The 21,712-nt window shown below is 73.3% G+C and carries 21 protein-coding genes and 2 pseudogenes; 18 read left to right on the forward strand and 5 right to left on the reverse strand.

Going from position 1 to position 21,712, the window contains the following annotated elements:
• Nucleotides 1-17 precede the first annotated feature (17 nt).
• Both AB8735_RS29485 and AB8735_RS29490 read left to right on the forward strand, forming a co-directional pair.
• Complete coding sequence (locus tag AB8735_RS29485; protein ID WP_344019847.1) at nucleotides 18-431, forward strand: ribonuclease domain-containing protein; 414 nt, start codon at nucleotides 18-20, stop codon at nucleotides 429-431.
• A 222-nt stretch (nucleotides 432-653) separates the two neighbouring features.
• Nucleotides 654-1,316 (forward strand): 2-dehydro-3-deoxyphosphogluconate aldolase, encoded by a 663-nt coding sequence (locus tag AB8735_RS29490; protein WP_344019849.1) that lies wholly within the window; start codon nucleotides 654-656, stop codon nucleotides 1,314-1,316.
• A 30-nt stretch (nucleotides 1,317-1,346) separates the two neighbouring features.
• Here the strand turns inward: AB8735_RS29490 and AB8735_RS29495 are convergent, their stop codons facing one another.
• Nucleotides 1,347-1,973, reverse strand: a complete 627-nt coding sequence (locus tag AB8735_RS29495; RefSeq protein ID WP_372410527.1) for a LysE family translocator — start codon at nucleotides 1,971-1,973, stop codon at nucleotides 1,347-1,349.
• Nucleotides 1,974-2,214: 241 nt separating this feature from the next.
• Between AB8735_RS29495 and AB8735_RS29500 the strand changes: the two genes are divergently transcribed.
• The 10 genes and pseudogenes from AB8735_RS29500 (at nucleotide 2,215) to AB8735_RS29545 (ending at nucleotide 11,626) form a co-directional block, all read left to right on the forward strand.
• Nucleotides 2,215-2,934: a GntR family transcriptional regulator gene (locus tag AB8735_RS29500; RefSeq protein ID WP_344019965.1), complete on the forward strand. Its 720-nt coding sequence runs from the start codon at nucleotides 2,215-2,217 to the stop codon at nucleotides 2,932-2,934.
• A 168-nt stretch (nucleotides 2,935-3,102) separates the two neighbouring features.
• On the forward strand, nucleotides 3,103-4,113 hold the full coding sequence (locus AB8735_RS29505; RefSeq protein ID WP_344019853.1) for a sugar ABC transporter substrate-binding protein: 1,011 nt from the start codon (nucleotides 3,103-3,105) through the stop codon (nucleotides 4,111-4,113).
• Nucleotides 4,110-5,153 (forward strand): ABC transporter permease, encoded by a 1,044-nt coding sequence (locus tag AB8735_RS29510; RefSeq protein ID WP_344019855.1) that lies wholly within the window; start codon nucleotides 4,110-4,112, stop codon nucleotides 5,151-5,153. Before AB8735_RS29505 ends, AB8735_RS29510 begins: the two co-directional genes overlap by 4 nt.
• A complete protein-coding gene (locus AB8735_RS29515) occupies nucleotides 5,150-5,977 on the forward strand; it encodes an ATP-binding cassette domain-containing protein (protein WP_344019857.1) in 828 nt (275 codons plus the stop codon). The genes AB8735_RS29510 and AB8735_RS29515 overlap by 4 nt, the downstream gene beginning before the upstream one ends.
• A gap of 206 nt (nucleotides 5,978-6,183) precedes the next feature.
• Nucleotides 6,184-7,305, forward strand: a complete 1,122-nt coding sequence (locus tag AB8735_RS29520; RefSeq protein ID WP_344019859.1) for an ROK family glucokinase — start codon at nucleotides 6,184-6,186, stop codon at nucleotides 7,303-7,305.
• A complete protein-coding gene (locus AB8735_RS29525) occupies nucleotides 7,302-7,871 on the forward strand; it encodes a hypothetical protein (RefSeq protein ID WP_344019861.1) in 570 nt (189 codons plus the stop codon). The genes AB8735_RS29520 and AB8735_RS29525 overlap by 4 nt, the downstream gene beginning before the upstream one ends.
• Nucleotides 7,872-7,910: 39 nt before the next feature.
• A pseudogene (locus AB8735_RS29530) lies at nucleotides 7,911-8,688 on the forward strand (alpha/beta fold hydrolase); the annotation flags it as partial.
• 1,166 nt (nucleotides 8,689-9,854) lie between these two features.
• Nucleotides 9,855-10,148: pseudogene (locus tag AB8735_RS29535) on the forward strand (carboxymuconolactone decarboxylase family protein); the annotation flags it as partial.
• A gap of 21 nt (nucleotides 10,149-10,169) precedes the next feature.
• The gene (locus tag AB8735_RS29540) at nucleotides 10,170-10,814 is read left to right on the forward strand and encodes an MBL fold metallo-hydrolase (protein ID WP_372411934.1); all 645 of its coding nucleotides are present in this window, start codon (nucleotides 10,170-10,172) and stop codon (nucleotides 10,812-10,814) included.
• A gap of 29 nt (nucleotides 10,815-10,843) precedes the next feature.
• Entirely contained in the window at nucleotides 10,844-11,626 is a 783-nt protein-coding gene (locus AB8735_RS29545) for an exodeoxyribonuclease III (RefSeq protein ID WP_372410530.1), read from the forward strand.
• A gap of 18 nt (nucleotides 11,627-11,644) precedes the next feature.
• On the opposite strand, the gene AB8735_RS29550 is transcribed toward AB8735_RS29545, so the two are convergent.
• Nucleotides 11,645-13,477 (reverse strand): SGNH/GDSL hydrolase family protein, encoded by a 1,833-nt coding sequence (locus AB8735_RS29550; protein WP_372410532.1) that lies wholly within the window; start codon nucleotides 13,475-13,477, stop codon nucleotides 11,645-11,647.
• Between the two features lie 149 nt (nucleotides 13,478-13,626).
• Between AB8735_RS29550 and AB8735_RS29555 the strand changes: the two genes are divergently transcribed.
• Nucleotides 13,627-14,076 (forward strand): DUF6278 family protein, encoded by a 450-nt coding sequence (locus tag AB8735_RS29555; protein WP_372410534.1) that lies wholly within the window; start codon nucleotides 13,627-13,629, stop codon nucleotides 14,074-14,076.
• 55 nt (nucleotides 14,077-14,131) lie between these two features.
• Here AB8735_RS29555 and AB8735_RS29560 read toward each other — a convergent pair whose 3' ends face one another.
• A complete protein-coding gene (locus AB8735_RS29560; protein ID WP_344019869.1) occupies nucleotides 14,132-14,914 on the reverse strand; it encodes a GntR family transcriptional regulator in 783 nt (260 codons plus the stop codon).
• A gap of 253 nt (nucleotides 14,915-15,167) precedes the next feature.
• Here AB8735_RS29560 and AB8735_RS29565 point away from each other — a divergent pair, with 253 nt between their 5' ends.
• The 4 genes from AB8735_RS29565 to AB8735_RS29580 are packed head-to-tail and all read left to right on the forward strand — an operon-like array spanning nucleotide 15,168 to nucleotide 18,348.
• Nucleotides 15,168-15,911: an amino acid ABC transporter ATP-binding protein gene (locus AB8735_RS29565; RefSeq protein WP_372410536.1), complete on the forward strand. Its 744-nt coding sequence runs from the start codon at nucleotides 15,168-15,170 to the stop codon at nucleotides 15,909-15,911.
• 15 nt (nucleotides 15,912-15,926) lie between these two features.
• The gene (locus AB8735_RS29570) at nucleotides 15,927-16,841 is read left to right on the forward strand and encodes a glutamate ABC transporter substrate-binding protein (RefSeq protein WP_372410539.1); all 915 of its coding nucleotides are present in this window, start codon (nucleotides 15,927-15,929) and stop codon (nucleotides 16,839-16,841) included.
• The gene (locus AB8735_RS29575; RefSeq protein WP_344019875.1) at nucleotides 16,838-17,482 is read left to right on the forward strand and encodes an amino acid ABC transporter permease; all 645 of its coding nucleotides are present in this window, start codon (nucleotides 16,838-16,840) and stop codon (nucleotides 17,480-17,482) included. Before AB8735_RS29570 ends, AB8735_RS29575 begins: the two co-directional genes overlap by 4 nt.
• Nucleotides 17,479-18,348 carry an amino acid ABC transporter permease gene (locus AB8735_RS29580; protein WP_372410542.1) on the forward strand — a complete coding sequence of 290 codons (870 nt, stop codon included), beginning with the start codon at nucleotides 17,479-17,481 and terminating at the stop codon, nucleotides 18,346-18,348. Before AB8735_RS29575 ends, AB8735_RS29580 begins: the two co-directional genes overlap by 4 nt.
• Before the next feature lie 596 nt (nucleotides 18,349-18,944).
• On the opposite strand, the gene AB8735_RS29585 is transcribed toward AB8735_RS29580, so the two are convergent.
• Together AB8735_RS29585 and AB8735_RS29590 are read right to left on the reverse strand one after the other, a co-directional pair.
• Nucleotides 18,945-20,120, reverse strand: coding sequence for a globin domain-containing protein (locus tag AB8735_RS29585; protein ID WP_372410544.1), 1,176 nt, complete (start codon nucleotides 20,118-20,120; stop codon nucleotides 18,945-18,947).
• A 108-nt stretch (nucleotides 20,121-20,228) separates the two neighbouring features.
• Nucleotides 20,229-20,675 carry an Rrf2 family transcriptional regulator gene (locus AB8735_RS29590; protein WP_344019881.1) on the reverse strand — a complete coding sequence of 149 codons (447 nt, stop codon included), beginning with the start codon at nucleotides 20,673-20,675 and terminating at the stop codon, nucleotides 20,229-20,231.
• A 131-nt stretch (nucleotides 20,676-20,806) separates the two neighbouring features.
• Here AB8735_RS29590 and AB8735_RS29595 point away from each other — a divergent pair, with 131 nt between their 5' ends.
• A complete protein-coding gene (locus tag AB8735_RS29595; RefSeq protein ID WP_372410546.1) occupies nucleotides 20,807-21,697 on the forward strand; it encodes an SGNH/GDSL hydrolase family protein in 891 nt (296 codons plus the stop codon).
• The last annotated feature ends 15 nt before the right edge of the window (nucleotides 21,698-21,712 follow it).

Genomic DNA, 21,712 nt, shown 5'->3' on the forward strand with positions numbered 1-21,712 from the left:
GCCGCCATCCTGGGCGCATGAGCATCCCCCACCGCATCGCGAAGGCCGGCGTCCTCGCCGCCCTGGCCTCTTCCCTCCTCCTCGGCGGCACCGCCCTCGCGGCCCCCGCCCCCTCCGCCCCGCTCTCCGGGACGGCCCTGGCGTCCGTCGGCCACGTCTGTTACTCGGCGCTGCCGTCGCAGGCCCACGACACCCTGGACCTGATCGACGAGGGCGGCCCCTACCCGTACCCCAAGGACGGGACGGTCTTCAGCAACCGGGAGGGCGTGCTGCCCAAGCAGCGCACCGGCTACTACCACGAGTACACCGTGGTCACCCCGGGCTCGCCGGACCGGGGCGCGCGCCGGATCATCACCGGTGAGCAGTCCCAGGAGGACTACTACACCGCCGACCACTACCGCTCCTTCTCCCGCGTCGACTTCGGCTGCTGAGCGCCGGGTTCCGGGCGCCCGGCCCCCGTGCGGGCCGGGCCGCAGGGAGCAGCTGACGGAGCGTCATCCCGCCCGCGCCACAGGGCAGTAGTCCGCACGCCCCCCGCGCGCGCCTTCGCGCGAAGGGCGCCCGTGAGCCGGGGCCGGATGTCAGTGCCTGCCGTTACCGTTTTTCTCGTCCCGCAACACGATCCACGCGCACGAGAGAGGCGGCGAACTGCCGTGTACCGCTGGGAGATCACCCGGGCCGTCCTGGCCCAGCGCGTCATCGCCACGGTGCGGAGCGACAGCTACGACCGGGCGGCCGAGACCGCGGGGACGCTGCTCTCCGCCGGGTTCACCAGCCTGGAGATATCGCTCGCCACGCCCTTCGGGCTGGAGGCGGTCGCCACCCTCGTCCGGGAGGTCGGCGACGAGGCGGTCATCGGCGCGGGCGCGGTGCTCGACGCGGCCTCCGCGCGGCTGGCCGTCGAGGCGGGCGCCCGCTTCCTGGCCTCGCCGGTGCTCGACGCCGAGGTCGTCCGCACTGGCCACCGCTACGGCGTCCCCGTCCTCCCCGGCGTCGCCACCCCGGCCGAGATCGTCCACGCGCTGGAACTGGGCGCCGACGCGCTGAAGTTCTTCCCCGCCGCGGGCCACCGCCCCGGCGTGCTGCGGGACATCCGGGCCGAGCTGCCCCAGGCCGCCCTGGTGCCCAGCGGCGACCTGGCCGTCGACACCGTCCCCGAGTGGATCGCCGCGGGTGCCGTCGCCTGCGCCCCGGGCCCCGCCCTGGCGGAGGGCGACCGGGACGCGGTGGCCAAGCGGGCCGAGGAACTGCTCGCCCGGATCGCCGACGGCGAAGACGGGGAGGAGGACGAAGACGGCGACGAGGAATGCCGATGATGACGAGGAGTGCCGGCGGCCCGGCGGCGCTCACGCGGCCAACTGCCGTCCGAAACCGGCCAGCAGCATCGCCGAGGCGCCCAGCAGGAGCAGCGCCGCCCCGGCGAGCAGCACCCGGTAGGCCCGGGCCGTCATCCGGTGCCGGGCGCGGGCCACGACCGCCGCGAAGAGGGCCTTGCTGCCCACGAGCAGGGCGTAGAAGCCGATGACGAAGCCGCCCGCGCCGCCCGGCCCGTCCCGCCAGGCGTCCACCAGCAGCGGCGCCCCGGTCGTCAGCCAGAAGAGCCACGGGTGCGGGCTCAGCAGGTTGACGAGCGCCGCCTGCCGGAGCGTCCGGCGCTCCTGGTCGCGCGCCTCCGCCGTGTTCGCCCGCGGCATCTCGGCGGTCCGGGCCTCCCGGAGGGTGGAGGCGGCCAGCCACAGCAGGAAGAGCCCGCCCGCCACCCCGCCGGCGGCGACGGCCCGGTCCGGCAGCGCGGAGAGCGCCGTCACGGACAGCAGGACCACCGGCAGGTCGGTGAGCAGGGGCACCGCGGCCACCCGCAGCCCGGTCGCCAGCCCGCCGCGCAGCGTGCCGGCCAGGACCAGTGCGAGCAGGGGACCGGGGGTGATCCCGGCGCTGAGGCCCAGCGCCGCTCCGAGAGCCGTGATCCTCACCGTGTCCGTCCCTCCGGCACTGCGTCCGTCCCTCCGGCCCTTCCCGGGCCCGCCGGCTCCGTCCCGCGCCGGGCCCGATCCTGCCGCAGACCCGGGCCGGGCGCCTCCGGAGGGCGCCCGACGCCGTACGCGCCCCGCCCAAACCGGCCTTGTCCGTACATCCGGACCTCAGGACTTCCCGTCATCCGGCCCCGGGGCCTACCCTCCCTGGGTGGCGAAGCACCGACCCCTCCAGTTCAGCGTGGACCGCAGCAGCCCCGTCCCCCTCTACTACCAGCTGGCACAGCAGCTCGAGGCGGCCATCGAGCAGGGCGGTCTCGCACCCGGCAGCCTGCTCGGCAACGAGATCGAGCTCGCCGCCCGCCTGGGCCTGTCCCGGCCCACCGTCCGCCAGGCCATCCAGTCGCTCGTCGACAAGGGGCTGCTGGTGCGCCGCCGGGGGGTCGGCACCCAGGTGGTGCACAGCCAGGTCAGACGCCCGCTGGAGCTGAGCAGCCTCTACGACGACCTGGAGACCGCCGGCCAGCGGCCCGCGACCCGGCTCCTCTCCCGCACCGTCGAGCCGGCGAGCGCCCAAGTGGCAGCGGCCCTCGGAGTTCCCGAGGGGGCCGAGGTCGTCCATATCGAGCGGCTGCGCCTGGCGCACGGCGAGCCCGTGGCGCATCTGCGCAACGACCTCCCGGCCGGGCTCCTCGACCTCGACGGCGACGTCCTGGCGGAGACCGGCCTCTACCGGCTGATGCGTACCGCCGGTATCACCCTGCACAGCGCCCGGCAGACCATCGGGGCCCGGGCCGCCACGCCCGAGGAGGCGGAGCTGCTCGGCGAGCCGACGGGCGCGCCCCTGCTGACGATGGAGCGGACGACCTTCGACGACACGGGCCGGGCGGTGGAGTTCGGCTCCCACCTGTACCGGGCGTCGCGGTATTCCTTCGACTTCCAGTTGCTCGCCCGGCCCTGAGGCTGTCATCAAGATGTTCTGACAAAGTATTGACGCGGTGTGGCGTGCGCCACTAGAACTCAGTGACCCGGCCGACGGCCGTGACAGATGGTGACGGATACTGGGGCGTCGGTTCCGCGGAAGCGGGACCCGGCCGCACCGTGACAGACAGTGGAAGGGCAAGTCCTCGTGGCAAGGGTTCGGACAGGCGTACGTGCGGTGAGCGCCGTGCTTGCGGTGGCACTGGCCACCGCGCTGGCGGGGTGCAGCAGCACGGGCGGCAAGCGTGCGGAGGAGCGGGCCGCCAAGGCCGCCCAGGGGCGCGCCGCGGTCGACACCCCGCGGTGGACCTTCGCGATGGTCACCCATTCGGGCGATGGCGACACCTTCTGGGACATCGTGCAGAACGGCGCCAAGCAGGCGGCGGTGAAGGACAACATCAAGTTCCTCTACGCCCATGACGTCGAGGGCAACAAGCAGGCCCAGAACGTCCAGGCCATGATCGACCAGAAGGTCGACGGACTGATCGTCACCCTCGCCAAGCCGGACGCCATGAAGGACGTCGTGGAGAAGGCGAAGAAGGCCGGCATCCCGGTCATCACCGTGAACTCGGGCTCCGAGGAGTCCAAGAAGTTCGGCGCCCTCACCCACATCGGCCAGGACGAGACCATCGCCGGCGAGGCCGTCGGCGACGAGCTCAACAACCGCGGGAAGAAGAAGGCCGTCTGCGTCCTGCACGAGCAGGGCAACGTCGGCCACGAGCAGCGCTGCGCCGGGGTGAAGAAGACCTTCAAGGGCGACCTGGAGAACCTCTACGTCGAGGGCACCAACATGCCCGGCGTCCAGTCGTCCCTGGAGGCCAAGCTCCAGTCGGACCGGGACATCGACGCCGTCGTCACCCTCGGCGCCCCCTTCGCGCCGACCGCCGTCAAGGCCGCGCAGCAGGCCGGCAGCAAGGCCGAGATCGACACCTTCGACCTCAACGAGAAGGTGGCCGCCGCCCTCCAGGACGGCTCCCTCGGCTTCGCGGTGGACCAGCAGCCCTACCTCCAGGGCTACGAGGCCGTGGACCTGCTGTGGCTGTACAAGTACAACGCCGACGTCCTCGGCGGCGGCCGCCCGGTCCTCACCGGCCCGCAGATCATCACCAAGGACGACGCCAAGGCCCTGGCCGACTACGCGAAGCGGGGTACGCGATGAGCGCCCCCACCACCGCCGCGGACGGGGTGGAACCGGCGCCGGCGCGTTCGTACGGGCGCCGCCTCCTCGGCCGGCCCGAGCTGGGCTCGGTCGTCGGTGCCGCCGCCGTCTTCCTCTTCTTCGCCTTCGCCGCCGAAAGCTTCCTGCGCGCCTCCAGCCTCTCCACCGTGCTGTACGCGTCCTCGACGATCGGCATCATGGCCGTTCCGGTGGCGCTGCTGATGATCGGCGGCGAGTTCGACCTCTCCGCCGGTGTGATGGTGACCAGCTCCGCGCTGGTCTCCTCGATGTTCAGCTACCAGATGACCGCCAACGTCTGGGTGGGCGTGGGCGTCTCGCTGCTCGTCACCCTGGCGATCGGCTTCTTCAACGGCTTCGTGCTCACCCGCACCAAGCTGCCGAGCTTCATCATCACGCTCGGCACGTTCCTGATGCTGACCGGCCTCAACCTCGGCTTCACCAAGCTCATCAGCGGCACCGTCTCCACCAAGACCATCGGGGACATGGAGGGCTTCGACTCCGCCCGTGCCCTGTTCGCCTCGCACTTCACCATCGGCGGCGTCGACCTCCAGGTCACCGTCCTGTGGTGGCTCGGCCTCGTCGCCCTGGCCACCTGGGTGCTGCTGCGCACCCGCGCCGGCAACTGGATCTTCGCCGTCGGCGGCGGACCGGACGCCGCCCGCGCGGTCGGCGTGCCCGTCGCGCGCACCAAGATCGGCCTCTATATGGCGGTCGCCTTCTGCGCCTGGATCTCCGGGCAGCACCTGCTGATGTCGTACGACGTGGTGCAGTCCGGCGAGGGCGTCGGCAACGAACTGCTCTACATCATCGCGGCGGTGATCGGCGGCTGCCTGATGACGGGCGGTTACGGCTCGGCCATCGGGTCCGCGGTCGGCGCGTTCATCTTCGGCATGACGAGCAAGGGCATCGTCTACGCGCAGTGGAACCCGGACTGGTTCAAGTTCTTCCTCGGCGCGATGCTGCTGCTGGCGACCCTGCTGAACGCCTGGGTCCGGAAGCGCGCGGAGGCCAGTAAATGAGCGCCCTGGTGAAGCTGGCCGACGTCAGCAAGTACTACGGCAACATCCGTGCCCTCGAAGGGGTCTCCCTGGAGGTCCACGCGGGCGAGATCACCTGTGTGCTGGGCGACAACGGCGCCGGCAAGTCCACCCTGATCAAGATCATCGCGGGGCTGCACCGGCACGACGCGGGCACCTTCGAGATCGAGGGCGAGGAGGTCCGCCTCGGCTCGCCCCGCGAGGCCCTCGACCGCGGCATCGCCACGGTCTACCAGGACCTCGCCGTGGTGCCGCTGATGCCGGTGTGGCGGAACTTCTTCCTCGGCTCGGAGCCGACGAAGGGGGCGGGCCCCTTCAAGCGGCTCGACGTCGAGCTGATGCGCGAGACCACCCGCGCCGAGCTGCACCGCATGGGCATCGACCTGCACGACGTCGACCAGCCCATCGGCACCCTCTCCGGCGGCCAGCGCCAGTGCGTGGCCATCGCCCGCGCCGTGCACTTCGGCGCCAAGGTGCTGGTGCTGGACGAGCCGACGGCGGCACTCGGCGTCAAGCAGTCCGGCGTGGTGCTCAAGTACGTGGCCGCCGCCCGCGACGCGGGCCTGGGCGTGGTGCTGATCACCCACAACCCCCACCACGCCTACCTCGTCGGCGACCGCTTCGTCCTGCTCAAGCGGGGCGCGATGGCCGGCAGCCACGCCAAGTCGGAGATCGCGCTCGACGAGCTCACCCGCCAGATGGCGGGCGGCAGCGAGCTGGAACAGCTCAGCCACGAGCTGGAACGGGCCCCGGTGCCGGACGTCATCGGCGGCAAGCACATCGAGACGCCCGAAGAGAGCGCCTGACCACCCGCGGGGCCTGTCACCAGCAGGCCCCGCCGCCCGTTGTGCGGCGCACACCCCCGGTGAGGCACAATCGGCGACGCGGGCCGCGCCCGCACCGACCGCATCCGCGAGGCCCCGGCCTCCCGAGACCACCGCAGGGACGACGACCTCGTGCGAGCACGCCCCCGATCATCCGCCGCAGCCCGTCCCGTGACGGAGGTATCGCGATGAGCATCTACCGCGAGCGGGTGTACCGGGGCACGGCCAGAGCGACCGTCCTGCGCACCGCCGGCACCCGGGAGCGCCGCTCCCACCTCACGGCGCCGCGCGTGCCCACCGTCGGCATCGACATCGGCGGCACCAAGGTGATGGCCGGGGTCGTCGACGCCGACGGGGCCATCCTGGAGAAGGTCCGCACCGAGACCCCCGACAAGTCCAAGAGCCCCAAGGTCGTCGAGGACACCATCGTCGACCTGGTCCTGGACCTCTCGGACCGGCACGATGTGCACGCCGTGGGCATCGGCGCCGCAGGCTGGGTCGACGCCGACCGCAACCGCGTGCTGTTCGCCCCCCACCTCTCCTGGCGCAACGAGCCGCTGCGCGACCGCCTCGCCAGCCGCCTGTCCGTGCCGGTCCTCGTGGACAACGATGCCAACACCGCCGCCTGGGCCGAGTGGCGCTTCGGCGCCGGCCGGGGCGAGGACCACCTGGTGATGATCACCCTGGGCACCGGCATCGGCGGGGCCATCCTGGAGGACGGCCAGGTCAAGCGGGGCAAGTACGGGGTCGCCGGCGAGTTCGGCCATATGCAGGTCGTCCCCGGCGGGCACCGCTGCCCGTGCGGCAACCGCGGCTGCTGGGAGCAGTACAGCTCCGGCAACGCGCTGGTGCGCGAGGCCCGCGAGCTGGCCGCCGCCGAGTCCCCGGTCGCCTACGGGATCATCGACCGCGTCGGCGGCAACATCTCCGAGATCACCGGCCCGCTCATCACCGAGCTGGCCCGCGGCGGCGACGCCATGTGCGTCGAGCTGCTCCAGGACATCGGTCAGTGGCTGGGCGTCGGCATCGCCAACCTCGCGGCCGCCCTCGACCCGTCCTGCTTCGTCATCGGCGGTGGCGTCAGCGCCGCCGACGACCTGCTGATCGGGCCCGCCCGGGACGCCTTCCGCCGCCATCTGACCGGCCGCGGCTACCGGCCGGAGGCCCGTATCGTCAAGGCGCAGCTCGGCCCCGAGGCGGGCATGGTCGGCGCCGCCGACCTGGCCCGCCTGGTCGCCCGGCGCTTCCGCCGGGCCAACCGGCGGCGCGTCGAACGGTACGAGCGGTACGCGCAGGCCGGCCGCGGGTGAGCACCGTGGAGCACGCCGAGCGCGAGACGGAACACCCCGGGAGCCACCCCCCGGGGCCCCGGCGGTACCGCTGGCTCAAACCGGTGATCGTCTTCCTGCTGATCGCGATCCCCGCGGGCTACCTCTACATCTCCGCGATGCAGAGCCGCGGCGGCAGCGGCACCAAGCAGGAGCAGGCCGCCGCCACCGGCCTGGAGGAGGGCTGGCCCTCCCGGCTCCAGCGCCGCATCTACGAGGTGACCGTCGCGCCGGACGCCGAGGACGTGGCCCACTTCGAGACCAACTCCTGGAAGTCCAGCTCGCTGTACCTGCAGTTCACGACCACGAAGGACCGGCTCGGGCCGTGGCTGCACGCGCACGGGTTCACCACGTCCGACTTCGAGGACGACGACCTCACCATCGACGAGGACGAGGCGGCCCGGGTCGGCTGGAAGTTCGGCGAGGGGCACCACTGGACGGGCGCGGAGCGCGAGGAGGACAAGCCCAAGCCCAGCCTGGAGGTCGTCGTCAACCTGGACGATCCGAACCGTCCGCGCGTCTTCGTCGTGTCCACGACCACGCCCTGAGCCGACACCCGTTCGACTTCGTCGGATAGGTTGGCACGGGTGAGCGAGCAGCAGACCCTTCAGTACCGGACGGACGGCCCCGAGGACGCCCCCGTCCTCGTCCTCGGCCCCGCTCTGGGCACCACCTGGCACATGTGGGACCGGCAGATACCGGAGCTCATCCGCACCTGGCGCGTTCTGCGCTTCGACCTGCCCGGGCACGGCGGGGCACCCGCCCTCCCCGCCGTCACCGTCGGCGACCTCTCCGACCGGCTCCTCGCCACCCTCGACGCGCTCGGCGTCGAGTCCTTCGGCTACGCGGGCTGCTGCATCGGCGGTGCCCTCGGCGCCGATCTCGCGCTGCGCCACCCGCACCGGCTCGCCTCGCTCGCCTTCGTCGGCGCGGCCGCCCGCTTCGGCACGGCCGAGAGCTGGGGCGTACGGGCCTCCGAGGCCCGCTCCCACGGGCTCGGCCCGGCCGCGCGCACGGCGCCCGAGCACTGGTTCACCCCCGGCTTCGCCGCGGCCCAGCCCGCGATCGTCGACTGGGCCGTCCAGATGGTCCGCACCACCGACGTCCCCTGCTACTCCGCCGCCTGCGAGGCGCTCGCGGCCTTCGACGCCCGGCCCGGGCTCGGCCGCGTGGACGTGCCCACGCTGGTGCTCGTCGGTGCCGAGGACCAGGTCACGCCGCCGGCCGACGCACGGGTGCTGGTCGCCGGCATCCACGACGCACGGCTCGCGGTGGTGCCGGGCACCCGGCACCTGGCGCCCGTCGAGCAGCCGGCCGCGGTCACGGACCTGCTGGTCCGGCACTTCACGACGACGTGGCGGCAGCCGTCCGCCCGCCGCGCCGCCGCACCGGGCCCGCTGCCGCAGGCGTCGCCGGTGCCCGACCCGGGCCGGGCCGCGGAGCCCGCGGAGCACCTGGGGGCCGCCCCGGCGCCCCAGGGCGTCTTCGGCCCGCCGCCGACGGCGGCCGCGGGACAGTTCCGCGGCCCGGAGGGCGCCTACGCGGGCGGAGGCCCGGGCGACACACCGGCGGCGAGAGTGCCGTATGCCGGCGCCGCGTTCGGTGCCGGGCCGGGCGGCGCGGAGCCGTTCCGCCCCGGGGCCGACACCTCCGGGGCGGGTACGTCCGGGACGGGCATGTCCGGGGTGGGCACGGAGGCCGACCGTACCGGCCCGTCCGTCGTCGGCATGCCGCACCCGGCCGCGCCCGACGCGGGCCGGAGCGGCGAGGCAGCCCCCGATACGCCCCCCGTCGGGACGAAGCCGTCCCGCCGGGCCGCCGGGACCGACGACTGGCCCGGCCCGGAGCGCACGCCCGGGACCGGCACGTCCCCGGCCCAGGCGGAACCGTCCGTGCGCGCGGCGGGCGCCGACGACCGGTCCGGCGGACCGGCCGAGGCCCCTCCGGCCGGCACCCGGCCGCTCGAGGACATGGCCACCACCATCCTTCCGCGGACCCCCTCCGCCGGGCCGCCGCCCGCCGGCATACCGGCGCCCGCGGCTCCGGGCACCGGCGCCGAGGCCGCGGACCAGCCCTCCACCGGCGGCGTCCCGGCACCGGCGGTCACCGCCGCCGAGCCGCACTACGACGGCGCCGCGGCCCAGGACGCAACCCCGCCGGGCGGGGCTTCGCACCCTGCGACGGCCGCCGGGCCGCCCCTGGACGGCGGCACTCCGTTCCGCGCCGACGAACCGACCACGGACCTGTTCGTCACGAGCGGCCCCCCGCGCCCCGCCGCCGGCCTGCCGGAGACCGCCGCGGAGCCGTACGGCGAGGGCACCGCCCCGCCGGGGGACGGAGTGCCGTCCGTCACCGGCGTTCCGCACCCGGCCGTCGCCCCCGGGGAGCCGGACGCCGACAGCACCCGGGACGGCGCCGGCGAGCCGCACGCGCGAGCGGCCTCCCTCCGCCGTCGCGTCCTCGGCGACTCCCACGTCGACCGCGCCGAGGCCGAGGCCGCCGCGGACCCGTTCAGCCGGGACTTCGAGGAGTTCGCCAACCGGGCGACCTGGGGCGACACCTGGTCGCGCCCGGGGCTCGACCTGCGCACGCGGTCGTTGCTGACGCTGACCGCGCTCACCGTCGGCGGACACCTCGACGAGCTCGCCGCGCACGCACGGGCCGCGCTGCGGCTCGGGGTGAGCCCGGAGGAGATCAAGGAGACGCTCCAGCATGCCGCCCTCTACGCCGGACTCCCCGCCGCGCGGGCCGCGTTCGCGGCCGTCCGGCCGGAAGTGACGGCCCACGTCACTGCGGAGGACGGTGCGCCGGAGCGGCGCCCGTAGCACCATGGGGACATGGGGATCTTGAAACTCACCAAGTACGGCCACGCCTGCGTCCGCCTGGAGAAGGACGGCCGGAGCCTCGTCGTCGATCCGGGAGGGTTCACGGACGAGGACGCGGCCGTCGGCGCGGACGCGGTGCTCGTCACCCACGAGCACCCGGACCACTTCGACGAGGGCCGGCTGCGCCGTGCCCTGGAGGCGAATCCGGCCGCCGAGCTGTGGACGCTGCGCAGTGTCGCCGAGCAGGTCGCGGCCGCCTTCCCGGGCCGGGTGCACACGGTGGGGGAGGGCGACGCCTTCACGGCCGCCGGCTTCGACGTCCAGGTCCACGGGCAACTGCACGCCGTGATCCACCCGGACATCGCGCGCATCACCAACGTCGGCTATTTCGTGGACGGGACGGTCTTCCACCCCGGCGACGCCCTCACCGTCCCCGGGCGGCCGGTGGACACCCTGATGGTCCCGGTGATGGCCCCCTGGAACAGGGTCGCCGACGTCATCGACTACGTCCGCGAGGTCGCCCCGCGCCGGGCGATCGACATCCACGACGCGCTCCTGACCGACCTGGCCCGCCCGGTCTACGACCGGATGCTCGGCCCCGCCGGGCCGGGCGTCGGCGGCGCCGAGCACTCCCGGCTGGCACCCGGGGAGAGCGTGCGACTCTGACTGTCCGACCCGGCCGTTAGGGTGGCCGCATGCGCATCGCCACCTGGAACGTGAACTCGATCACCGCCCGCCTCCCCCGCCTGCTGGCCTGGCTGGAGAGCAGCGCTCCGGACGTGCTCTGCCTCCAGGAGCTGAAGTGCACCGAGGACGCCTTCCCCCGCGAGGAGCTGCGCGCCCTGGGCTACGAGGCCGCCGTCCACGCCACCGGCCGGTGGAACGGCGTGGCGATCCTCTCCCGCGTCGGCCTGGCGGACGTCGTCCCGGGCCTGCCCGGCGGCCCGGAGTACGAGGGCGAGCAGGAGCCCCGCGCGGTCTCGGCGACGTGCGGGGGCGCCCGCGTCTGGTCGGTCTACGTGCCCAACGGGCGCGAGGTGGAGCACGACCACTACGGCTACAAGCTCCGCTGGTTCGAGGCCCTGCGCGACGCCGTGGCGGCCGACGCCGAGGGCGGCCTCCCCTTCGCCGTCCTCGGCGACTACAACGTCGCGCCGACCGACGAGGACGTCTACGACCCGGCCGTCTTCGAGGGCGCCACGCATGTCACCCCCGCCGAGCGCGCCGCCCTCGCGGCCCTGCGCGACACGGGCCTGACGGACGTCGTCCCCCGCCCCCTGAAGTACGACCGCCCGTACACCTACTGGGACTACCGCCAGCTGTGCTTCCCGAAGAACAAGGGCATGCGCATCGATCTCGTCTACGGCAACGCCCCGTTCGCCGCGGCCGTCAAGGACGCCTACGTCGACCGGGAGGAGCGCAAGGGCAAGGGCGCCTCCGACCACGCGCCGGTGGTCGTGGACCTGGATCTCCCGTAGGCGCCCCCGCCCGTCCGCCTAGAGCCGCCGCAGGTCGACCGTGTCGGCGAACGCCTTCATCCCCGCGTCGTTGGGGTGCAGGTGGTCGCCGCCGTCGAAGCGCGGCAGCATCCGGTCCGGCTGCCGGGGGTCCCGGATCGCGCGGTCGAAGTCGAAGACCGCGTCGTAGAGTCCGCCGTTCTCCCGGATGTGCCGGTTGATCGCCGTGCGCTGCGCCTCCGCCGTCGCCGTGCAGTCCCCGTAGCCGCCGCACGGTGCGATGGTCGCGGCGACGACGCGCACCCCGCGCTCGTGCGCCCGCTCGGCGATGGACCGCAGCGCGGCGATCACCTGGGCGGCGGTGGTGTCGGCCCGGATGTCGTTGACGCCCTCGAAGACGACGACGGTACGGACCGAGGTCTGCGCCAGGACGTCGCGCTCCAGCCGGTGTCCGGCGCTCACCCCGCTGAGGGTGGTGCTGGTCCCGTTGCCCGGGTAGCGGTCGTCCACCACGCGGTTGCCGGAGATCCCGCTGTTGAGCACGCCGTACGAGGGCACCGCGGACTGTGCGCGCAGCCGGCGGGCCAGCAGGTCGGGCCAGCGGCCGTCGGCGTCGGGCCTGGACCGTTCCCCGTCGGTGATCGAGTCGCCGAGGGCCACGACCGAGCCCGCCCCGCCGCTCACGTCGATGCCGGTGAGCAGCGGCCAGCTGGTGAGCGACTCGGTGAAGGCGCCCGCGTCCCGGTCCTCGGTCCGGTCCCCGCCGTCGTCCTCGGTGAGGTACGAGTGCTGGTTGGTGTAGTAGTGCACCGGCAACGCCCGTACGGTGCCCGGGAGATGGAGGGAGACCAGGAGACTGGTGTCCGGCGGTACCCGGAATCCCAGCGGGTCGCTGAACTGCTGGGCGCCCGCCGGGATGACGACGTCCTCGCGGTCGCCGAAGGTCAGCGTCCGCGGCCGGCCGGCCGTCGTGGCGCCCTTGCCGCGCAGGGCGACGGTCGCGTGCCCGATCCGCACGGGCTGTCCGGCGAAGGTGTTCTCCAGCCGGATCCGGGTCCGTTGCCCGCCCACCGAGCTGTGCACGACCAGCCGCAGGGTCCGGTCGGTCCAGGGGCCCACGGCGGCGTACCCGGACGGGGGAGCGGCCCAGCTGCCGGTCCACCCGTTCGAGGGAGCGTGCAGGGCCATGGAGAAGATGTGCAGCTGCGTCGACGCGCGGGGGGCGCGCGGGAGGACGACGGACTCGACCTCCCGTCCGCGGGCCACCGGGACGGTCACCGCGTGCAGCCGGGTCGTCTCCGTCCGGTGCCCGGTGGGGGTGTTGAGGTGGGGGAGCGCGACGGCCTTGGTGCTGAGCAGCCCGCGCCGCCAGTCCGGGGCGGTCAGCCGGTAGGCGGTGTGCGAGCCGTCGCGGTAGCGGACGGTTCCGGTGCCGCTCACGTCGCCGCCGGGCCCGGCGGCGGAGCTGCTGGCGACGAGGAAGGAGAGCGCCCGGCCGCGGCCGCGCAGCCGGACGGTCTGCCCGGCGGCCCGTACGTTGTCGGGCTTCCCGGGCGCCGAACGCGGCCAGCGCAGCGGGGCGCCGTCGACGGTGAGCGCGCGGCCGGGCGTCCAGCCCGCCGCCCTGAGGTCCTGGGCGGAGAAGGAGCCGCCCGCCCCGTCGAAGTCCGCTTCGCCGGGGCGGGCGTCGTCGCTGACCGCCGCATTGTCGAAGAGCCGCTCCAGGGGGAGCGGCTCACTGCCTCGTAGGCCCGGATCGGCGAGTGCGGGGGCGTGCACGAGGCCGACGGCGCAGAGCGCCCCCGCCACGGCGGCCCCCGCCGCGCGCCACCGTCTGTGCCGTGGTGCCGTGAGCTTCGTTGTCCGGAGCATGCGTCTCATGCCTCCCGTGATTCCCAGGCTGGGATGTGGCGGGATGAAGCTAAGGAGACGAGCGGGGAACGTCAAGGAGGCCACGAGGGCACGTCCTCGCGCCGCGTGCCGGTGGTGGGCCCGTCCGCGCGGGTGCGATCCTTGCCGGTATGAACATTCCCTTTCTGGGCGGATGGCGCAGGCGGCACGGCGCGGCGCGCGGGGTGGCGGTCCTCGGCACGGAGGGCGCCGCGGGCCGGGACGCGGAGGGGCTCGCGGAGCTGCTGTCGGAGTGCGAACTCCTGCGCGCCCAGGCGGAGTCGGCGGGTGTGACGCTCGACGACGGCCCGGCCTCGTTGGAGGCCCTCGACCAGCTCCAGCCGCGCTGGCGCGACGACGAGGAGCTCCAGTCCTGGCTGGGCAACGACGCGGGGCTGTACCTGGGCACGGTGGTGGTGCGGACGGTTCCGGGGGCGGTGTGGTGTCTGTGGCCGGACGGGCAGCCGGTCGTGCGGCTGGTGGGCGGCCGCGAGGTGGATGTGGTGGAGGCGGGGCATGCGTGGGCGGCGGACGGGGTGCCCGAGCTGTCGCAGTTGTACGCGGAGCTGTCGGAGCACTGAGGGCTCCGGCCCGGCCGGCATCTGAGGATCTGCGGCCGGAGGCCGGACGGAACCCTCAACTGGTGAACGGGATGACGTACTCCAGCCGCCACCGGTCCGCCCGCACCACGATGTCCGACGTCTCCACGGCCCGGTCGTCCCCGTCGAAGTGCGTGCGCTCGACGACCGTGACGCACTGTCCGGCCGCGCAGCCGAGCGCCTCCGCCTCCGGTGTGGTCGCCGGCCGGGAGCCGACCAGCTCCCGGGCCCGGACGACCCGGACGCCGATGGCCGCCAGCCGCCCCCGCACCCCGCGCCGCGCGTACGGCCCGCGCTCGGGGAGGACGACGTCGGTGCCGGCGGTGACCGTCAGCGGCTCCCAGCTGGTGGCCAGCTGCACGGGGTGCCGGTCGGCCAGGTACTCGTACTCCGTGCACAGCACGGGCTCGCCCGCGGCGATGCCCAGCCGCTCGGCGATCGGCGCGGGCGCCGACGTCTCGCTGGAGGACGCCTCCCAGGTCAGCGCGGTGTCCCGGCGGCCGGGGCAGGGCCGCCCGGCGGGGTCGCGGGCCGGATGCAGCTCCGCGGCGAACGGGGTGTCGACCGCCCCCGTCGTGCGCAGCAGCGTGCCCAGCGGCGCCCGGTCGGTGACGAACACGCCCCGGCCGAACTGCCCCTGCGCGTACCCGGCGGCCTTCAGCACCCGCACCGCGCGGTCCACGGTCTGGTCGCTGGCCGCATAGGCGCGTTTGAGCTCGGAGCGGGAGGGGATCCGGGCGCCCACGACGAGCGAGCCGTCGTCGATCCGCCGCCGCAGGTCGTCCGCGATGCGCAGATATACGGGCCTGCTGTCGCCCACTCCGGGCTCCTTCCCCCACGTTCCCCCATCCGGACCCACAGGCTAGGTACCCAGGCTGGGTCTGTGTACCTAGGAAACCCCGAGGTGGGCGACGGGACGGGCGGGTGATTACCGCCGGAATCACCCGATGTACGCGTGTCGCCGGTGATGTCCCGGACGTGCTGGATAGGTTGCACCGACCGGCCGGGACGCGTCAGGCCGGAAAGGGCCGGGGCGGGACGGGACGACAGGGCGAGAGTGAGTTGGGCTGAGCATGGCCGTCGATCCGCTGATCGAACTGCGTGGCGTCAATAAGCACTACGGGGACCTGCACGTCCTGCAGGACATCGACCTCACCGTCGGCCGGGGCGAAGTGGTCGTGATCATCGGCCCGTCGGGCTCCGGTAAATCCACTCTCTGCCGCACCATCAACCGGCTGGAACCGGTGGAGTCCGGGACGATCCTGCTCGACGGGCAGCCGCTGCCCGACGAGGGCCGGGCGCTCGCCCGGCTGCGGGCGGATGTGGGCATGGTCTTCCAGTCCTTCAACCTCTTCGCCCACAAGACCGTGCTCGCCAATGTCTCCCTCGCCCCCGTCAAGGTCCGCGGGCGCGGCAGGGAGGAGGCCGACCGGCGTTCGCGCGAACTCCTCGACCGCGTGGGCCTCCTGGCCCACGCCGAGAAGTACCCCGCGCAGTTGTCCGGCGGCCAGCAGCAGCGCGTGGCCATCGCCCGCGCGCTGGCCATGGATCCGAAGGTGATGCTGTTCGACGAGCCGACCTCGGCCCTCGACCCGGAGATGATCAACGAGGTGCTGGAGGTCATGCAGCAGCTCGCCCGCGACGGCATGACGATGGTCGTCGTCACCCACGAGATGGGCTTCGCCCGCTCCGCCGCCGACCGCGTGGTCTTCATGGCCGACGGCCGCATCGTCGAGGACCGCACGCCCGAGGAGTTCTTCACGGCGCCGGAGAGCGACCGGGCCAAGGACTTCCTCTCCAAGATCCTCAAGCACTGAGCGGGGTGACGAACCGTGCAACGCCGCACCGCCGCACTGGCCTTCGCCGTCCTTTCCCTCCTCGCCGCCGCCTGCGGCCGGGAGGGCAGCCCGCCCGTCAAGGGCCCCAAGCCCGAGAACCTGCCCGCCTACACGGTGGACACCGGCTTCCAGCTGCCCGATTCGCCCACCTGGCGCTCCGCGAAGGGCCGCGGCCACCTCACCGTGGGAGTCAAGGAGGACCAGCCCTACCTGGGCGAGAAGGACCCCGCCACCGGCGTCTACTCCGGCTTCGACATCGAGATCGCCAGGATGATGTCCGCCTCGCTCGGCTTCGACCCGAAGAGCCTCGCCTACCGCACCATCGCCTCCGCCAACCGCGAAACCGCCCTCCAGAACGGCCAGATCGACTACTACGTCGGCACCTACACCATCAACGACCTGCGCAAGAAGCAGGTCGGCTTCGCCGGGCCGTACTACATCGCCGGCCAGTCGCTGCTCGTCCGCAAGGACGAGCACGACATCCACGGCCCGCAGGACCTGGCCGGGAAGCGGGTCTGCTCGGTCGCCGGCTCCACCCCGCTCCGCCGCCTCCAGCAGGACTACCCCAAGGCCGTCGCCGTCGCCTACGACACCTACTCGATCTGCGTCGACAACCTCCTCAGCTTCCAGGTCGCCGCCGTCACCACCGACGACACCATCCTCATGGGCTTCGCCGCCAAGGCGCCGAACGAACTCAAGCTCGCCGGCGAGCCGTTCTCCAAGGAGCCCTACGGCATCGGCGTCCCGCGCGCGGACACCGCGCTGCGCCTCGCCCTCGACGACGCCATCGTGGCGCACGAGAAGAACGGCGACTGGAAGAAGGCATACGACGCCACCCTCGGCCTGTCCGGCGTGCCCGCGCCGAAGCCGCCCGCCGTCGACCGCTACGGCACCGGGAGGACCGCGTGAACGTCCTGACCGACAACCTCTCGCGCTACGGCGAGGGACTGCTCGGCACCGTCGAACTCACCGTCTACGCCTCGCTGCTGGCCCTCGCCCTCGGCTTCCTGATGGCCGCCTTCCGTGTCGCCCCCGTCGCCTCGCTGCGCGCCTTCGGCACCGCGTGGGTCACCGTGCTGCGCAACACCCCGCTGACGCTGCTGTTCTTCGCGGTGGTGCTGGGGCTGCCGAGGTTCGGCGTCGCGCTGCCCTTCCAGCTCTTCGCCGTCCTCGCGCTGGGCTGTTACACCTCCGCCTTCATCTGCGAGGCCGTGCGCTCGGGCATCAACACCGTGCCCGTCGGACAGGGCGAGGCCGCGCGCAGCCTGGGCATGACGTTCCGGCAGACCCTGGGGACGATCGTGCTGCCGCAGGCCTTCCGCTCCGTCATCCCGCCGATCGGCTCCACGCTCATCGCCCTCGCCAAGAACTCGGCGATCGCCGGCTCGTTCAGCGTCACCGAGCTCCTCGGGACGTACAAGACACTCAACGAGCTCGGCTACAGCATCATCTGGACGTTCGTCTGGATCGCCCTCGGCTATCTGATCGTGACCCTGACCATCAGCGCGGTCTTCAACGTGCTGGAGAAGCGGTGGGGAGTGGCCCGATGACCGGCAGCACCGCCCTGTACGACATCCCCGGCCCGCTGGCCAGGCGCCGGCACCGGTTCTACGGCCTCCTGTCCGTGGCCGCCATCCTCGCCCTCGTCGGCTGGGTGCTCTATCTCCTCTTCGACACCGGGCAGTTCACCGCCGAGAAGTGGACGCCCTTCGAATACAAGGGCATTCAGGAGATGCTGCTGCGCGGGCTCGCCAACACGCTGCGGGCCTTCGGCTTCGCGGCGGTGCTGTCGCTCGCCCTGGGCGCCGTGCTCGCGTCCGGGCGGCTCTCCGACCACCGGCCCGTGCGGTGGGTGGCGACCGTGCTGGTCGAGTTCTTCCGGGCCATGCCCGTGCTGGTGATGATCTTCTTCGTCTTCGTCGCCCTCAAGGTCCAGCCGCTGCCCGCGCTCGTCACGGGCCTCACGCTCTACAACGGGTCGGTGCTCGCGGAGGTCTTCCGCACGGGCGTGGACTCCGTCGACCGCGGCCAGCGGGAGGCGGCGTACGCGCTGGGGCTGCACAAGACGCAGGTCATGGTGCATGTGCTGGTGCCGCAGGCGGTACGGGCCATGCTGCCGACGATCATCAGCCAGCTGGTCGTGGCGCTGAAGGACACGTCGTTGGGCTTCCTCATCACGTACGAGGAGTTCCTGCACGCGGGCAAGCTGATCGCGGGGAACCTGGACTACGGGCTGCCGTTCATCCCCGTCGTCATGATCATCTCGCCGGTGTACATCGGGATGTGCATGCTGCTGTCGTGGTTCGCGACGTGGGTGGCGAAGCGGGAGCGGCGGAGCCTGAAGACGAGGGCGGTGGAGGTGGCTCCGGCGGAGCCGGGGACGTTGTTGCCTGGGCCGGCGGGGCATCGGCCGTAGGGGGTTTTGCCCCTGTCCCGCCCTTTCGCCGTTTCCCGCAGGGGCTGCGCCTCTGCGTCACCCCCCTGCGCGCTGCCGCGCGCGGGGGTCGCGCTTCGCGCGGTGGGGGCGGTCCCGCGCTGCCGCGCGGGTGGCGGGGCTTCGCCCCTGCGCCCCACCGGGGGCTGCGCCCCCTGGCGCCCGCTCGGGTTGCGCCCGCTGGGCTCCGACCGGGGCTGCGCCCCTGGCCCCCTGAAGCGCTCTGTGGGCGCTGTCCTCAGGTGCCGGATGGGTTGGGTGTGTGCCCCGGTCCCGCCCTTTCACCGTTTCTTCCGGGGAGACCCCGGGCCCCGTCCGCTCTTCGGGCGGAGTCCTCAAGCGCCGGACGGGCTGAAGTGGCGCGCCGATCCAGCCCGTCCGGCGCTTGAGGACGAGCGGCGAAGCCGCGACAAACGGGGGCCAGGGGCGGAGCCCCGGTCAGGGGTGCAGGGGGCGAAGCCCCCGCCGGGGCGCAGGGGCGGAGCCCCGCCCACCGGGGCGGAGCCACGGTGCCCGGGGCCCCGGGGCTCCGCCCCGGAAGAAACGGTGAAAGGGCGGGCCAGGGGCAAAACCCCGCGTCAGCCCTCCGCCACCAGCCACAGATCCGGCCCGAACACCTCGTAATGGATGTCCGCCGCCGCAACCCCCGCCTCCAGCAACTGCCCCCGCACCGCCCGCATAAAGGGCAGCGGCCCGCACAGAAAGGCCACCGTCCCCGCCGGGACGTCCAGCGTGGACAGGTCCGCGTACCCGGTGCGCTCCGCCGGCCACGCCCCCGCCGGCCGCTCGTACCAGACGTGGGCCTCCGCGTTCGCCAACTTGCCGACGAGCAGCGGCAGATCGTCCCGGAAGGCGTGGTCCGCCTCGCTGCGGTCGGCGTGGACGGCGATGACCCGCCGCTCGGACGCCGTCGTCACCAGGTGCGCGAGCATGCCCTGCATCGGGGTGCAGCCGATCCCGGCCGAGGCGAGGAGCAGCGGCGCGTCGCCCTCGTCGAGGGTCACGTCGCCGAACGGGGCGCCGACGCGTACGACGTCGTCCGTGCCGACGTGGTCGTGCAGGTGGCGGGAGACCTCCCCGTCGCGCTTCACGGAGAACTGGAGGGCGCCGTCGGGCTGTCCGGAGATGCTGTACTGGCGGATCTGCCGGGCGCCGTCGGGGAGGGCGACCTGGACGGAGACGTACTGGCCGGGCCGGGCCGCGGGTGCCGGGCGGCCGTCGAGCGGCCGGACGGTGAAGGTGGTGACGTCGGCGGTCTCCGCGCGGCGGCCGGTGACGCGGCAGTCGGTGAAGACGTCCCCCGCGGGCACCCCGGCCTGCTCGTAGAGCCGGGTCTCCAGCTCGATCAGGGCGTTGGCCATCAGCCAGTAGACCTCGTCCCAGGCGGCCGCCACCTCGGGGGTGACCGCCTCGCCCAGGACCTCGGCTATCGCGGCGAAGAGGTGCCGGTGCACCAGCGGGTACTGGTCGGCGGTGATGCCGAGCGAGGCGTGCTTGTGCGCGATGCGCGAGAGCAGGGTGACCGGGTAGGTGTCCGGGTGCTCGACCAGGGATGTCGCGAAGGCGGCGAACGCGCCTGCCAGCGCCCGCTGTTGGCTGCCGACGGCCTGGTTGCCGCGGTTGAACAGATCGCGCAGCAGCTCCGGGCGGTCGGCGAAGAGCTTCCGGTAGAAGAGCGGGGTGATCTCCCCGACGGCTCCGCCCACGGCGGGCAGGGTGGCGCGGACGATCTCGGTCGACTTCGGGGACAGCATCAAGCGGCTCCTTGCGGTCGCACCTCGGATGCCGGAATATGCATCTGAGATTCGTATTTAACGGGGTGTGTGTGCCGCCCTCGCGGGCGGCGTTTCATGACGGTCCGGTCAGCCCCCCGGACGGGTGGGCAGGCCCAGCAGGACCGGACCGGTCGGGCTCCCGACCAGGTCCTGCATGGTCAGGGGATCGAGGTGGGCGAAGAACGCCTCCTGAGCCTCGCGCAGTGCGCCGCGCAGCCGGCAGGCCGCCCGCAGCGGGCACGGCGGGTCGTCCTCGCAGCCGACGACGTCACCCGTTCCCTCCAACTCCCGCACCAGGCGGCCGAGCGAGCCCGTGAGTCCGGCGGTGGTGAGCGCGAGCCCGCCGCCCCGGCCCCGGCGGGCCTCGACGACGCCCAGGTGCGTCAGGCGGCTGACCACCTTGGCCGCGTGCGTGTACGGCACGCCCATCGCGGCCGCCACCTCGCGGGTGGTCGGCGCGGCCTCGGTCTCGTCCACCACCGCCAGGCGCATGGCGATGCGCAGGGCGATGTCGGTGCTCTTGGTCAGTCGCACGGCCTCAGTCTAGACAATTGGTATCTGAGATTCCAATTAACCTCGGAGGGTCCCGGGCCGACCGGGATTGACAGGAAGTTAACCGCCGGTAAGTCTGTCGCCATTCATCGGACGATCAAACGGAGGATCAGGTGGCGGCTCAGGCACGCGCACACGGCGGGCGGTACGGAAAGGCGCTGGCGGCGGTCGGTGCCGCGACGGCCCTGGCGGCCGGCGCCGCGGCCCCCGCGACCGCGGCCGCCTGCGCCGGCGGCGAGCGCTACGTCGCCCTCGGCGACTCGTACACCTCCGCGCCGGGCGTCCCGGAGCAGAGCGGCGGCGACTGCGCCCGCTCCAGCGTCAACTACCCGTCCCTGACGGCGAAGGCCCTGCACCAGAAGTCCTTCAAGGACGTGAGCTGCAGCGGCGCCAGGACCGACGACTTCTGGCGCGCGCAGGGCGCGAACCCGCCGCAGCTCGACGCCCTGGGCAGGAACACCAGGCTCGTCACCATCGGCATCGGCGGCAACGACATCGGCTTCGGCGAGATCATCGGCACCTGCGCCCAGCTCTCCGCCGGCGACCCGGCCGGCGCCCCCTGCCGCAAGCAGTACACCGCGGCCGACGGCGGCGACCTGCTGAACCAGCGGATCGCGGACACCGCCCCCAAGATCGCCAAGGTGCTGAAGGCCGTGCACCGCAAGGCCCCGCACGCCCGCGTCGTGCTCGCCGGCTACCCGTCGATCATGCCGGACGACGGTGTGGGCTGCTTCCCCTCCGTGCCGATCGCCGCCGGGGACGTCCCCTACCTGCGCGACACCGAGAAGAAGCTCAACGCGATGCTCCGGGAGCAGGCGGGCAAGGCCGGTGTGCGGTACGCCGACACCTACGCCGCCACCGTCGGCCACGACGTCTGCACGTCCGGGGCGGACCGCTGGATCGAGGGCGCCCGGCCGTCCCGTCCGGCCGCGCCGTTCCACCCGAACGCCGACGGCGAGCAGGCCATGGCCCGCCCGGTGATCACCCAGGCGCGGGGCCGCTGAAACCGCGGGGCCGCT

Origin of the sequence: Streptomyces luteireticuli, from assembly GCF_041519305.1 — a bacterium.
Classification (GTDB): Bacteria; Actinomycetota; Actinomycetes; order Streptomycetales; family Streptomycetaceae; genus Streptomyces; species Streptomyces luteireticuli.